This is a genomic window from Streptomyces sp. NPDC093111 (genome assembly GCF_040683955.1).
Lineage (GTDB): Bacteria > Actinomycetota > Actinomycetes > Streptomycetales > Streptomycetaceae > Streptomyces.
Genome location: NZ_JBFBNW010000010.1, coordinates 90,693 through 103,597 on the forward strand (window position 1 = coordinate 90,693; position 12,905 = coordinate 103,597).

At 75.2% G+C, this 12,905-nt stretch carries 9 protein-coding genes; 7 read left to right on the forward strand and 2 right to left on the reverse strand.

Annotated features, from left to right (window positions below; all coding sequences use genetic code 11):
• Positions 1 to 267 precede the first annotated feature (267 nt).
• Positions 268 to 978, forward strand: a complete 711-nt coding sequence (locus tag AB0Q96_RS18980; protein WP_365326819.1) for a ribonuclease HII — start codon at positions 268 to 270, stop codon at positions 976 to 978.
• Positions 979 to 1,111: 133 nt separating this feature from the next.
• Positions 1,112 to 1,744, forward strand: a complete 633-nt coding sequence (locus AB0Q96_RS18985; RefSeq protein WP_365326821.1) for a hypothetical protein — start codon at positions 1,112 to 1,114, stop codon at positions 1,742 to 1,744.
• Positions 1,745 to 2,017: 273 nt separating this feature from the next.
• Here the strand turns inward: AB0Q96_RS18985 and AB0Q96_RS18990 are convergent, their stop codons facing one another.
• Together AB0Q96_RS18990 and AB0Q96_RS18995 are read right to left on the reverse strand one after the other, a co-directional pair.
• Complete coding sequence (locus tag AB0Q96_RS18990) at positions 2,018 to 2,644, reverse strand: hypothetical protein (RefSeq protein ID WP_365326823.1); 627 nt, start codon at positions 2,642 to 2,644, stop codon at positions 2,018 to 2,020.
• A 221-nt stretch (positions 2,645 to 2,865) separates the two neighbouring features.
• Entirely contained in the window at positions 2,866 to 5,049 is a 2,184-nt protein-coding gene (locus tag AB0Q96_RS18995; RefSeq protein ID WP_365326825.1) for a RecQ family ATP-dependent DNA helicase, read from the reverse strand.
• 133 nt (positions 5,050 to 5,182) lie between these two features.
• Here AB0Q96_RS18995 and AB0Q96_RS19000 point away from each other — a divergent pair, with 133 nt between their 5' ends.
• From AB0Q96_RS19000 to AB0Q96_RS19020, 5 genes are all read left to right on the forward strand, one after another.
• On the forward strand, positions 5,183 to 6,697 hold the full coding sequence (locus tag AB0Q96_RS19000) for a DUF4192 domain-containing protein (protein WP_365326826.1): 1,515 nt from the start codon (positions 5,183 to 5,185) through the stop codon (positions 6,695 to 6,697).
• A 169-nt stretch (positions 6,698 to 6,866) separates the two neighbouring features.
• Positions 6,867 to 8,903, forward strand: a complete 2,037-nt coding sequence (locus tag AB0Q96_RS19005) for a glycogen debranching N-terminal domain-containing protein (RefSeq protein ID WP_365326828.1) — start codon at positions 6,867 to 6,869, stop codon at positions 8,901 to 8,903.
• A gap of 63 nt (positions 8,904 to 8,966) precedes the next feature.
• Positions 8,967 to 9,737, forward strand: a complete 771-nt coding sequence (locus AB0Q96_RS19010; protein ID WP_365326830.1) for an NUDIX domain-containing protein — start codon at positions 8,967 to 8,969, stop codon at positions 9,735 to 9,737.
• Between the two features lie 120 nt (positions 9,738 to 9,857).
• A complete protein-coding gene (locus tag AB0Q96_RS19015) occupies positions 9,858 to 11,642 on the forward strand; it encodes an ABC transporter ATP-binding protein (protein ID WP_365326832.1) in 1,785 nt (594 codons plus the stop codon).
• Between the two features lie 160 nt (positions 11,643 to 11,802).
• Positions 11,803 to 12,690: a FadR/GntR family transcriptional regulator gene (locus AB0Q96_RS19020; RefSeq protein WP_365326834.1), complete on the forward strand. Its 888-nt coding sequence runs from the start codon at positions 11,803 to 11,805 to the stop codon at positions 12,688 to 12,690.
• Positions 12,691 to 12,905 lie beyond the last annotated feature (215 nt).

Below are 12,905 nucleotides of genomic sequence, written 5' to 3' on the forward strand. Positions count from 1 at the left end.
CCACGACGACCGCGGCGGTGAACGCGAGCGAGATGCCACCGGGTCACGGCGCCGTTGCTGCGGAGCTAGCGGCGGGGGTCGGGGCGGGCCGGTGCGGGGTGGTCCGGGGCGGCGTGGAGCGGTCCGGAGTGGTCCTGGGCTGTGCGGAGCGGTCCCGTGCGGACCCGGGACGGGTCGGGGAACGGGTCGGGATTCGGTCGGGCGCGGGTCACCAGATGGAATCCGGGTACCGGCGGAGCCGTTCATCGGCGTAACCTGTCTGGCGCCATGCCGTATGAACCACCCACCCACAGTGTCGAGCGATCGATCCGGGCCACCACCGGTGCCAAGATCGTTGCCGGAGTCGACGAGGTCGGACGCGGGGCGTGGGCCGGCCCCGTGACCGTGTGCGCCGCCGTCACCGGCCTGCGCCGAGCCCCCGCCGGACTCACCGACTCCAAGTTGATCACCCCGAAGCGACGCACCGCGCTCGCCGCCGAGCTCCAGGACTGGGTCACGGCGTACGCGCTCGGCGACGCCTCTCCCGAGGAGATCGACGCGCTCGGGATGACCGCCGCGCTCCGGCTCGCCGCCGTCCGCGCCCTGGAAGGGCTCCCGGTGCGCCCCGACGCGGTGATCCTCGACGGCAAGCACGACTACCTCGGCAGCCCCTGGCAGGTCCGCACGGTGATCAAGGGCGACCAGTCCTGCATCGCCGTCGCCGCCGCCTCCGTGATCGCCAAGGTGCGGCGTGACGCGCTCATGGGCGAGCTGGAGGCGGAGGCGGAGCAGTACGCCGCGTACGCCTTCGGGGCCAACGCGGGGTACCCCTCGCCGGTCCACAAGGCCGCGCTGGAGGAGCTGGGCCCCACCCCGTACCACCGGCTCTCCTGGTCGTACCTCGACGCGATGCCCCGCTGGCGGCACCTGAAGAAGGTCCGCGTCTCAGCCGAGGCCGCCGCACTCGAAAGCGGGGGCCAACTCGGCTTCGACTTCTGACTTCCGGCCGCTGGAATCCTCCGGCGGGACCCCGTTCAAGGGTCCCCTCGGCGGAGCCCTTCCCGTGGCCGGGGCGCACAGGCGCGCCCACCCGCCGGAGCTTCCCGCGACGGCGTTTGATAGACATCCACCCATGCCTCTCATCCCCGAGGAGTCTCAGATTCACGAGAGTGCCCAGGGTCCCCGCGCGACCGCGGCCGCCGGCCGCCCCGTGCCGACCCCCCGACCCGTACCCGGCCCGCGCACCGCGGCCGCCCCCCGGCCCGGATCCCCGGTCCCCGGTCCGGCCCGGCCCACGCCGCCGGTGCCGCGCCCGCAGCCCGCTGCGGGACCGACCCCCTCCGCAGCTCAGGAGAATCGTTCCGACCTGCGGTCCGGTGCCCAGATCCAGCTGATCCCCGCCACCGCCGACGGCGCGCTCGACGCCGCCGAGGAGGCTGTGGATCTGCTGCTGGAGTCCGGCCGCGCCCCCGGCGACGTGCTGGTGCTCACCACCGGCGAGCAGCACCCCTGGACGGCCCACGAGCTGTCCTTCGGTGAGACCGCCTACTGGGCGCAGCAGGAGGCCCGCGAGGACGTGTTCTTCGCGGACGCCGCCGCCGTGGAGCGGGCCGCGGCCCGTCCCGTGGTGGTCGTGGCGGTCAACGGCGGTGCCGACGACGCCGTCTCGCGCTCCCTGCCCGAGGCGCTGGCGCGGGCGACCGCGCTGCTGATCGTCTGCGGCGACGCCGAGCGCGTCAACGCCGTACTCGGCGCCGGCGTCTGACCGACGCCCGTCCGGCACCCGGCTGCCCCTGAGCGGGCGGCCGGGCGGCGGTGCGCTCCTCGGCGGGCGAACCGGTTCGCCTTACGGAGAGCCGATCCGCCGCGGTGGGGTCGATCCGGCGTGTTGGAGTCGATCCGCCGTGTGGGGGCCGGGCCGTCGTATGACGAGCTGATCCGTCGTACGGAGAGCTGATCCGTCGTACGGAGAGCAGGCGCACTCGTATGGAGGGCCGGCTCGGAGTGCCCGTCCGCCGGCCTGCCGGTGGGCGTCGCCTCAGCGGGCGGCGGCCCGCCGGAACGGCTCCGGTGCCCCGCTCGCGATGCGGGGCACGAGCCGCTCGAAAGCGGACTCCTCGCCCAGTGGCACCGGAGGGGAGTCGGAGCTCGGCCGTCGGCCGACCCGGCCCTCGCCGAGCACCTGCCAGCCCCCTCGCGTGAGCGTGATGTACGCCCCGCAGCGCAGCCCGTGGAGCGTGCAGGCGTCCCGCAGCCCCCACATCCAGGCCCCGTCCTCCTCCGTCCAGCGCTCGTCGCCCTCGCGGCAGTAGAGCAGGACGGCCGTACGCACCGGAGTGCGCCGGCGCAGGTCGTGCGGGATCACGCGGCGCAGGTGGGCGAGCAGCGCGTTGCGGAACTCCCAGCCGTCCGCCGGGGCGGACCTGCGGGTGAACGAGGCGCTGGCGGCCAGCCGTTCCTCGTGGTCGAGGACGGCCACCACCGCGGTCGCCGGGGTGGGCAGGTGCCGGGAGTGCAGGCCGCTGACGACCTCACGGGGATTGCGTAGCAGCGGTATCCCGGCCGCGGCCCACTCCGCCGGTTCGAGCATCCGAGCGAGGCGGCTGGCCGACCCGGACGACGAACTGATCGAAGAGGCTGAGGACGGAGCGAATCCGAGGGTCACGATCCTCCCTTCGGATACACGCCCGCTCCGCGGGCGGGGTCAGGTGGTGAGGGCGCACCACGGCACGGTCCAACCAGACCGCGAACGGGCCGTGCGGGGGGCGGATTCCCAATTCTTCCTGGCCCGTGCGCGAGCGGCAACGAGCAATTGGCGCCGCTGACTGGAATGATCCGGTATGACTCTCATATCCCTGCCCAGTTGCCCATTGTTCACTCCCCGTTTCACCCCTGGACGGCAAGCACCAGCGGGAACACCCCCTCCGCTCCCGCGCGCCGCAGCAGCCTCGCCGCCACCGCCAACGTCCAGCCACTGTCCGCGAGGTCGTCGACGAGCAGGACGGGACCGCCCGCCGAGGCCAGGCGCTCCGCGAGCTCGTCCGGGACGACCAGCGCCCGCTGCAGCCCGACCACCCGCTGCGCGCTGTTCGTCCGGGAGATCCGCTGGTCGGCCGCCTCCGGCGCGTACTTCACCGTGCCGAGCAGGGGCATCCGGCCGATCTCGGAGATCCTTCGTCCCAGTGAGCCCACGAGCCGGGGCTTGCGGTGCGAGGCGACCATGACCACCCCGGCCGGCCGGGGCGGCGCGTCCGGCCCGCCCGAGGCCCAACCGCCCGGCCCCTTGGCCCAGTCGGCGAGCACCCGCACCACCGCCTGCACCACATCGTCCGGCACCTCGACGTCCGCGGCGCCGTCGGAGAGCATCGGACGCAGCCGGTTGCCCCAGCCGATGTCCGAGAGCCGGCCCAGTGCCCGGCCCGCGAAGGCCTGCTCCCCGGCCGGGATCCGGCCCTTCAGGTCCACGCCGACCGAGGCGAGACCGGTCGGCCACATCTTCCGCGGCTCCACCTCCACGCCCGCCCGGCGCAGCTCGCCCTTCGCCGTGTCGAGCGCCGAATCGGAGACCTTCGCGTCGAACCTGACGCCCGCGCAGTTGTCGCAGCGACCGCACGGGGCCGCCGCCTCGTCGTCCAGCTGGCGCCGCAGGAACTCCATCCGGCAGCCGTCCGTCGCCGCGTACTCCCGCATGGCCTGCTGCTCCGCCGACCGCTGCCGCGCCACCCAGGCGTACCGCTCGGTGTCGTACGTCCAGGGCTGCCCGGTGCTCTCCCAGCCGCCCTTCACCCGCTTGACGGCGCCGTCCACGTCGAGGACCTTCAGCATCGTCTCCAGCCGGGTCCTGCGCAGTTCGACCAGCGGCTCCAGAGCGGGCAGCGACAACGGCCGGCCCGCCTGCGCGAGCACGTCCAGCGTGCGCCGCACCTGCTCCTCGGGCGGGAACGCCACCGACGCGAAGTACTGCCAGATCGCCTCGTCCTCCTTGCCCGGCAGCAGCAGCACCTCCGCGTGCTCCACGCCACGGCCCGCACGGCCCACCTGCTGGTAGTAGGCGATGGGGGAGGAGGGTGAGCCGAGGTGCACCACGAAGCCGAGGTCCGGCTTGTCGAAGCCCATGCCGAGCGCCGAGGTCGCCACCAGTGCCTTCACCCTGTTCGCCTGGAGGTCCTCCTCGGCCTGCTGCCGGTCGGCGTTCTCCGTCCGGCCCGTGTACGAGGAGACGGTGTGCCCGCATTGGCGCAGATGGGCCGTCACCTCCTCGGCCGCGGCGACCGTCAGGGTGTAGACGATCCCGGAGCCCGGCAACTCGTGGAGATGGTCGGCGAGCCACGCCAGCCGGTGCGCGGCGTCCGGCAGCCGGACCACGCCGAGGCTGAGGCTCTCCCGGTCCAGCGCCCCCCGCAGCACCAAGGCGTCCGTCTCCCCGCCGGTCCCCAACTGCTCGGCGACGTCCGCCGTCACCCGCGCGTTCGCCGTGGCCGTGGTCGCCAGGACCGGCACACCCGCCGGCAGATCCGCCAGCATCGTGCGCAGCCGCCGGTAGTCCGGCCGGAAGTCATGGCCCCAGTCCGAGATGCAGTGCGCCTCGTCGACCACGAGCAGACCCGTGGCCGCGGCGAGCCGAGGCAGCACCTGATCGCGGAAGTCCGGGTTGTTCAGCCGCTCCGGGCTCACCAGCAGCACGTCCACCTCGCCGGCGGCGACCTCCTGCTGGACGGTCTCCCACTCCTCCTGGTTCGACGAGTTGATCGTGCGGGCGCGGATGCCCGCCCGCGCCGCCGCCTCGACCTGGTTGCGCATCAGTGCCAGCAGCGGCGAGACGATCACCGTCGGGCCGGCCCCGCGCTCGCGCAGCAGCGAGGTCGCCACGAAGTACACCGCCGACTTGCCCCAGCCCGTGCGCTGCACGACCAGCGCCCGGCGTCTGTCCGCGACCAGCGCCTCGATGGCCCGCCACTGGTCCTCGCGCAGTCTCGCCGTGCCCGTCGGGTCGGAGACGAGACGGGCGAGCACGGCGTCGGCGGCGGCGCGGAGGGCGGCGCGGTCTTCGGGACGGTCTGCGTGGGTCATGCCCCCATGCAACCCGATCGGTCGGACAATCCGCGAACGGGCCGCCCTTCCTGTGGATAACTCGCCCGGACGGTCACCGAGAGTTATCCACAGGGGTTTCGCGATCGGGGCCTGTCGCGGGACCGTCCTGACCATGAACACGAACCGCCACGAATCCCATGGCTCCTCCGCGGCCTCGCAGATCACTCTGCGTGGCCCCGCCGAGCTGGCCGACGCACTGCCGTTCATGCTCGGCTTCCACCCCAGCGACTCCGTCGTGCTCGTCGCGCTCCACGGCGAGCACGGCCGCTTCGGAGGCCGGGCCCGGCTCGGCATCCCCCGCTCGCCCCACGAGTGGCCCGAGACCGCCGAGCACCTGGCCGAATGCCTCGTCGAGGGCAGCACCAGGCGCGGCGAGCGCCCCGACGCCATCGTCGTCTTCCTCTGCCAGGACCCCGCCCCCGGCGAGACCGGACACCGGGTCATGGAGCGGCTGCGGCCCTTCGCCCAGCGCCTGCGCACCGCCTGCGGAGCCCTGGACGTCCCCGTCCTCGAAGCCCTCTGCATCTCCGACGGCCTCTACTTCTCCTACTGCTGCCCCGACAACCGGTGCTGCCCGCCGGACGGCACCCCCCTCGCCCTCTCCGGTACGTCGGTGATGGCGGCGTCCGCGGCCTACGCGGGGATCCAGGTGCGCGGATCGCTCAAGGACATGGAGGCCCGGCTGAAGCCGAGGGAGCCCGACACCGATCCGTCGCGCACCTCCGCCCAGCGCGCGGCCCTGGGCGAGGCCGCGTTCGTCCTCGTGCCCAAGATCCTCGACGCGCCCGCGGGACAGGGACGGCAGGAGGTCCGCGCGACCACCATCGAGCTCGCCCGAACCCTGATCGAGCGGCTCTCGCAGCCGCCCGTGAGCCCGGCGGCCCGCGCCGCAGACAGCCCCCACGACGTGCTCACCGTCCGGGCGGGCCTCACATCGGGCCGAGGACACGCCTCGGCCGACGCCGCCGACGACGCCCGGATCACCCCCGAGGAGGCCGCCGCGGTCATCCTCGGGCTCCAGGACCGGGACACCCGCGACCAGGCCGCCGAATGGATGGAAGGCCCCGTGGCCGCCGGGGCCCTGCGGCTCTGGCGGGCGCTCTCCCGCCGCTGCGTCGCCCCCTACCAGGAGTACGCGGCGGCCCCGCTGGCACTGGCCGGCTGGGTCGCCTGGTCCAGCGGCGACGAGCCCTCCGCCCGCGTCGCCCTCAGCCTCGCGCTGGACACCGACCCCGAGTACCTCTTCGCACGCCTGCTCCACCAGGCGTGCAACGAGGGCCTCGACCCCGAATCCCTCCGCAGCTGCCTCCGCAAGGAGCGCGACACACGGCAGGCGGCGGCGGCCGGGGAGGCGGAGGCCGACGAGAGCGACGACGAGGCCGCGGGCCACGGCCCGGGACCCAGGGCGGATCGGTCCGGAGCCCGCGCGACGGGACGGAGCCGTGAGCGGGTCGCCGACCGGCCCGCCGGACCCCGCCCCCGCGTGGCCGCCATGCGGACCACCCGGCGGAGCGGAGCGGGCCGCGCCCCCGTGCGCGACGCCGGAGCCGTCCGGCGCGCGGCGACCGCGCCGAGGAGCGCGGTGGTCCGGCGGGCCGGGCGGCGGGGGACGAGGAGCGGCGGATGAGGCCCGTGACCCCGCGGGCCGTGGCGGCGTTCACCTGTGTGGCGGTTCCGCGCGAGCGGAAGCCCCGCCCCACCGCCGGGAGCGCGCACGTACCGAACAGCTCCCGGCGCGCCCGCCGTCCGGGCCGGCCCAGCCGCCAGGACCGCACAGAGAGCTTCACGCACCCGTCATGGCCCCCAGCTCCGCCCAGGCCCCCGGGCCCCCCGCCGGACAACCGTCCCTCGCCGGAGCCACCGGAGCGAACCGCCCCGGTGAACTGCCCGCCGTGCACGACGCCCTCGTCGGCGTCGCCCTGCCCGCCCTCGCCGTCAGCGCGCGGCACGCGCAGCTCACCGGCGCCGGCCTCGAAGGGGTCTACCTCTCCGGACGCAGGCTCCTCTCCCGCTGCGTCCTGCGCGTCGCGGGCCGCGAACCCGTCCCCCTCCAGGGCCGGTCGACCGGCGCGGACCGCGCCGAGTTCCTCGGCGTCGTGCGCACGCCCGGCGACAACGGCCCCGATCCCGGTCTCACCGTGGAGCGCTCGCGCGAGGCCGACGGGACCGAGCGGATCACCCTCCGCAGCTCCGTCCCCCGCGCCATGCGGCTCCCCGTGGAGATCGCTCTGGGCACGGATCTCGCGGATCTGGGGGCGGTGGCGGCCGGACGGCCCGGACCCGAACTCTCCGGGAGCGTCCACGGCACCGGGCTGCGCTGGACGGCACCCGACGGCAGCGCGGCCGCGGTCATGGCGGACCCTCCGCCCAGCGACGCCCTCGCGGCGGCCGGACTGCTCCGCTGGGAGGCCGAGCTCGCCCCCGGGGGCACCTTCGCCCTCACCCTCCGGGTCCGCGGCGAGCGGGCCACCGGGCACCCGGGTGCCGGCGCGGGCCGCCCCGGTGGCCACATCCTTGCCGACGCCGCCGCCGAAGGCGACGACCCCCGCCTCGCCGAACTGCTGGCCGTCTCGACCGACGACCTGCGCGCCCTGCTCCAGCGCGACCCCGCCCACCCCGCCGACGTCCACCTCGCGGCCGGGGTGCCCTGGCGCTGCGGACCCGTCACCGCCGAGGCACTCTGGGCCGCCCGCATGGCCCTTCCGCTCGGCACCCGACTGGCGGTCACCACCCTCCGCGCCCTCGCCCGCACCCAACTCCGGGGGGCCGGCCGGGAATCGGGCCGCGTCCCCGGGCCGCTCAGGGACGCCGGCCCCCACCTTCCGCCCCGCTGCACCGGAGTGGAAGCGACCCTGGCCTTCCCCGCCGTGCTCGCCGAGGCCCGCCGCTGGGGCCTGCCCGAACAGGACCTCACCGAACTGCTCCCCGCGGCCGAGCGGTGCCTCGAGTGGCTCCGCGGGGCCCTCGACACCGACGGGTTCGTCCAGGAGCCGGGGCCCGCCGGACCGGCGCGGGCCGAGACCCAGGCCCACGCGCACCGGGCCGCCGTGCTCGGCGCCGACCTCCTCGACGCCTGCGGACGACCGGGCGGGGAAGCCTGGCGGGAATGGGCGCGGGCGCTGCGCGACCGGTTCCGGGACCGGTTCTGGCTCGACGACCCGCAGGGCGGACGCCCCGCGCTCGCCCGGACCCCTGACGGACGTCTCCTGCCGTACCTCGGGGGCTGGGCGGCGCACCTCCTCGACACCGGCCTCGCGGCGGGTGGCCTCCGCGCGCCCGGGCTGCTCGACAAGAGCCAGACCGAGCGGCTGGCCGGGCTGCTCACGTCTCCCGCGCTGGACTCCGGCTGGGGGCTGCGCGGCCTCGGTATGAAGGAGCCGGGGTACAACCCGTTCGGGCACCGCTCCGGTGCGGTGCGGGTGCACGAGACCGCGGTGGCTGTCGCGGGGCTGGCCGCGGCGGGGTACGAGGAGGAGGCAGCCACGTTGCTGCGCGGGGTCGTGGACGCGGCGGCGGCCTTCGACCACCGGCTCCCCGAGATGTACGCGGGGGAGCGGCGGACGTCCGGTTCGCGGCCCGCTCCGCACCCGGCGGCCTGCCGGCCGGCGGCGGTGGCCGCCGCCGCGCCGATCCAGCTGCTGACCGTGCTGATCGGCGTCCGCCCGGACGCCCCGGGGCGGACGGTCGCCCTGCGTCCGCTCCGCTCGGCCCCGCTCGGGGAGGTCCGGCTGTCCGGACTGCGCGTCGCGGGCGAACCGTTCGCTGCCCGCGTCGGCAGGCTCGGCCTCGGCATGGTCGAGGAAGCAGCCCCCGGCCTCCAGCTGGGGGTATGAGGAATGGAAGGTGATCCTTCCCGCAGGCGTGTTTATCGTCAGGGAGACGACTATGATCGCCGCATGCCACCCTACGACCCGTCGGCCTTTCCGCCCTTCGCTGTCACCGTCGACCTGGTCGTGCTCACCGTGCGGCGCCATGCCCTGTGCGCCCTGGTCGTGAAACGGGGGGAGCAGCCCTTCCAGGGGCGCTGGGCGCTGCCGGGCGGGTTCGTCCGGGAGAACGAGGACCTGGACGGCGCCGCCGCGCGCGAGCTGGTGGAGGAGACCGGGCTGTGCGTGCACGACCCGGGCGCCCCCGGGCCGGTACCCGGGGCCGGGGCGCATCTGGAACAGCTCGCGACCTACGGGGCGCCCGACCGGGACCCGCGCATGCGGGTCGTGAGCGTGGCGCATCTGGCACTGGCCCCGGACCTTCCGGCGCCGCGCGCGGGCGGTGACGCCAACAGCGCGCGCTGGGCCCCGGTCGAGGACCTGCTGGGGCTCGACGGGGCCGGAGCGCACGAGGACGGGCAGCCCGAGCCGCTCGCCTTCGACCACGCCCGGATCCTGGCCGACGGAGTGGAGCGTGCCCGCTCCAAGATCGAGTACTCCTCGCTGGCGACGGCGTTCTGCCCGCCCGAGTTCACGGTCGGCGAGCTCCGCCGGGTCTACGAGGCCGTGTGGGGAGTGGCTCTCGACCCGCGCAACTTCCACCGGAAGGTGACCGGCACGCCCGGGTTCCTCGTTCCGGCCGGCGGCACCACGACCCGTCAGGGCGGGCGCCCCGCCCAGTTGTTCCGCGCTGGTGGGGCCACCCTGCTGAACCCGCCGATGCTCCGCCCGGAGGTCTGACGGGCGCTTCTCCGGCCGCCCCGAGTCGCCAATCCTGCGCCAAAAGTCCGAAATGTGGCGTTATCTTGCTGGGATAGCCGCCCTGCCGCGGAGCGGTCTCACCTACCCGCGAGAGAAGCGATGCTCCAGGCCATCGGACTCACCAGCACCCCCCGCCGGGACCGCCCACCCGCCGTGGACGATCTCACCTTCGAGGCCCGGCCGGGCACCGTCACCGCCCTGCTCGGGCCGGCCGGCTCCGGCAAGACCACCACCCTGCGCCTCATGCTCCAGCTCGAACCGGGCCGTGGCGTCACCCACTTCCGGGGTCGGCCGCTGCACCGCGTCGCGCACCCGGCCCGCGAGGTGGGTGTTCTCCTCGGCGACGTGCCCGGACATCCCTCGCGCACCCTGCGCAGTCAGCTGCGCATGCTCTGCGCCGCCGCAGGAGTGCCCGGCGGCCGAGCCGACGACATGCTTCAGGCGGTCGGCCTCACCGGCGTCCACGACCAGCGGATCGGCACGCTGCCGCTCGCGATGGACCGCCGACTCGGCCTCGCCTCCGCTTTGTTGGGCGAGCCGCACGCGCTGCTGCTCGACGAGCCCGGCGCCGGACTCTCCGTACGCGAGAGCGCCTGGCTGTACGAACTGCTGCGCGCCCACGCCGACGAGGGCGGCACCGTGCTCTACACCACCTCGGACGCCAAGGACGCGGCCCGCAACGCCGACCGGATCGTCGCCCTCGACGGCGGGCGGCTCGCCGCCGACCAGGACGCCGCCGAGTTCGCCCGCACCCGGCTCCGCCCCCGGGTCGCCGTCCGCACCCCGCACGCGACCCGGCTCGCCGCCGTCCTCACCCAGGAGTCCCGTGCCGCCCGCCGCCCCGTCCAGATCGTCGCGGAGGGCGGAAACCGCCTCTCCGTCTACGGCAGCGACTGCGCCACGGTCGGTGAGAGCGCCTTCCGCAACGGCGTGCTCATCCATCGACTCGCCGACGAGACCGGCGACAGCCGCCCGCCCGCGGAGTCCCCCGCGCCCCACGCCGTCGCACCCGAGGACGCAGCTCCCGCCCCCGCTCCCGCGCCCGCCACCCCCGGGCGGGCCCCTGAGGCCGCCCCGGCCGGCCACGCCACCCGTGCCCGCCGCGCCCTGAACCGTTCGCCGCTGCGGCCCCTGCGTTACGAGATCCGCAGACTGCTCGGTGTCCCCTCCACCCTTCTCGTCCTCGTCGGCGTCCTGCTCGTCTCCGTGGCCCTCTCCGTACTGCTGGCCCGCAGTGGGCGCACCCCGCTGCCCGCCGTCCTGGCCGGCTGGCCCGGGGTCTCCCCGCTGCCGCCCGCGGCCCTCGGTGCCGGGCTGCTCGGCGCCTTCTCCTTCGCCGAGGAGTACCGCTACCCGGCGCTCACCACCGGCCGCGGCGCCGTCCCGCGCCGCCTGGGCCTGCTGCTCGCCAAGCTGGCCGTCGCGGCGGCCGTCGGCGCGGTCCTCGCGGTCCTGGCCGTCGTCGTCGACCTGGAGGCGCTGCGGCTCGTCTACGGGGGCGAGTTGATCCCCGTACCGAAGAACTGGGCCACCCTCTCCGCGAATTGGTTCGGGCTCGTGATCGGCTGCGCCTGGGCCGGGGTGCTCGGTGCCGGTGTCTTCCGGGCCGCCGCCGCCGGGGTCGCCGCGGTCCTCGCCGTACCGGTGCTCTTCGCCCCGCCGCTGCGGACGGCGCTCGCGGGGGCGTCCGGACGCTCCGTGGCGGGACTCCCGGCCCGGCTGCGTGAGTTCGCGAGCGTCGAGTGGTCCTCGGCCGCGGACCGCTGGGTCATGGGGGCGCTCAAGGTGGTCGGGCAGCCCGTAGGGGTGGCGTTCGCGCTGACATTGACGGTCCTGCTCTGCGCCTATGTGCTCACGGGGCTTCGCGGTGGGGCCCGTTGGTGATCACTGACGGACCTAAAGATTCCGGTTTGCCGTCAACTTCCTTAAAAGGAACCCTTTATGTCCGATTAATCGTCAATTGTGTAGGGGGTGCCGATCACCCTTTCGTGTGCTTTTCACCAAAGACCTCAAGGGTCACGAGAGGCACGCCGACAAAGGATGCGTGAGTACCCTTGCGCACACGATGATGACCGCCGCCCGTTCCGTCGAGTCCGGCCTCGGCGCCCCGGGCGATCTCGACCGCTACCCCTACGCGGAGGCACCCGGAGCCGACCGCGTCGGCCCGCCCGCCTGGGAGGGGGCGGAGGCCGACCTCGGCCGCGTCGGCCGCAGGTCCGCCGGCAACCGCGGCCGCGGACTGCACGGCCAGCTCGTCCAGCAGCTCGGCCAGATGATCGTCTCGGGCGACCTCGGCGCCGACCGCCCCCTCGTGCCGGAGGAGATCGGGCAGCGCTTCGAGGTCTCGCGCACCGTCGTCCGCGAGTCGCTGCGCGTGCTGGAGGCAAAGGGCCTGGTCAGCGCCCGCCCCAACGTCGGCACCCGGGTCCGCCCGGTCAGCGACTGGAACCTCCTCGACCCCGACATCATCGAGTGGCGCGCCTTCGGCCCGCAGCGCGACGACCAGCGCCGCGAGCTGAACGAGCTGCGCTGGACCATCGAGCCCCTCGCCGCCCGGCTCGCCGCCGGCCACGGGCGTGAGGACGTCCAGCAGCGCCTCGCCGACATGGTCGAGATCATGGGCCACGCCTACGCCCAGGGCGACGGGATCACCTTCTCCCGCGCGGACGCCGAGTTCCACGCCCTGCTCATCCAGCTCGCGGGCAACCGGATGCTGGAGCACCTCTCCGGCATCGTCGCCTCCGCGCTCCAGGTGTCCGGCGCCCCCGCCACCGGCTGCGACCGCCCCGGCGAGGCCTGCCTCGCGCACCACGCCCGGATCGTCGACGCCCTCGCCGCCGGGGACGCCCACGGCGCCGAGACGGCCATGCGCCAGCTGCTGACCGTCCACCCCGAGGTGGAGCGGGTCGTCCCGGCGCCCCGCGAGCACTGACGCGCGGCGTGACGCCGCGGCCGGTGGCGGCGGGAGACGCTCGTCGTACGCCGCCGGACCCGAGCGGAGCCCGGGGGCGGGGAACCGTCCCCGGCTGCACCAGGGTCTGGCGGCGCGAAGGCGGCGCGGCCGGCGCGGTCGGATCCCCTCCCGCGGGCCGTGCCGGGGTCGCCGGTCCTGCCGAGCCGACGGATCGGGCCGGACGGGCCGGACAA

Coding starts and splice junctions, on each gene's coding strand:
- AB0Q96_RS19015 (WP_365326832.1), top strand. CDS start 9,858: ATGCTCCAGGCCATCGGACTCACCAGCACCCCCCGCCGGGACCGCCCA.
- AB0Q96_RS19005 (WP_365326828.1), top strand. CDS start 6,867: ATGGCCCCCAGCTCCGCCCAGGCCCCCGGGCCCCCCGCCGGACAACCG.
- AB0Q96_RS18985 (WP_365326821.1), top strand. CDS start 1,112: ATGCCTCTCATCCCCGAGGAGTCTCAGATTCACGAGAGTGCCCAGGGT.
- AB0Q96_RS18995 (WP_365326825.1), bottom strand. CDS start 5,049: ATGACCCACGCAGACCGTCCCGAAGACCGCGCCGCCCTCCGCGCCGCC.
- AB0Q96_RS19000 (WP_365326826.1), top strand. CDS start 5,183: ATGAACACGAACCGCCACGAATCCCATGGCTCCTCCGCGGCCTCGCAG.
- AB0Q96_RS19010 (WP_365326830.1), top strand. CDS start 8,967: ATGCCACCCTACGACCCGTCGGCCTTTCCGCCCTTCGCTGTCACCGTC.
- AB0Q96_RS18980 (WP_365326819.1), top strand. CDS start 268: ATGCCGTATGAACCACCCACCCACAGTGTCGAGCGATCGATCCGGGCC.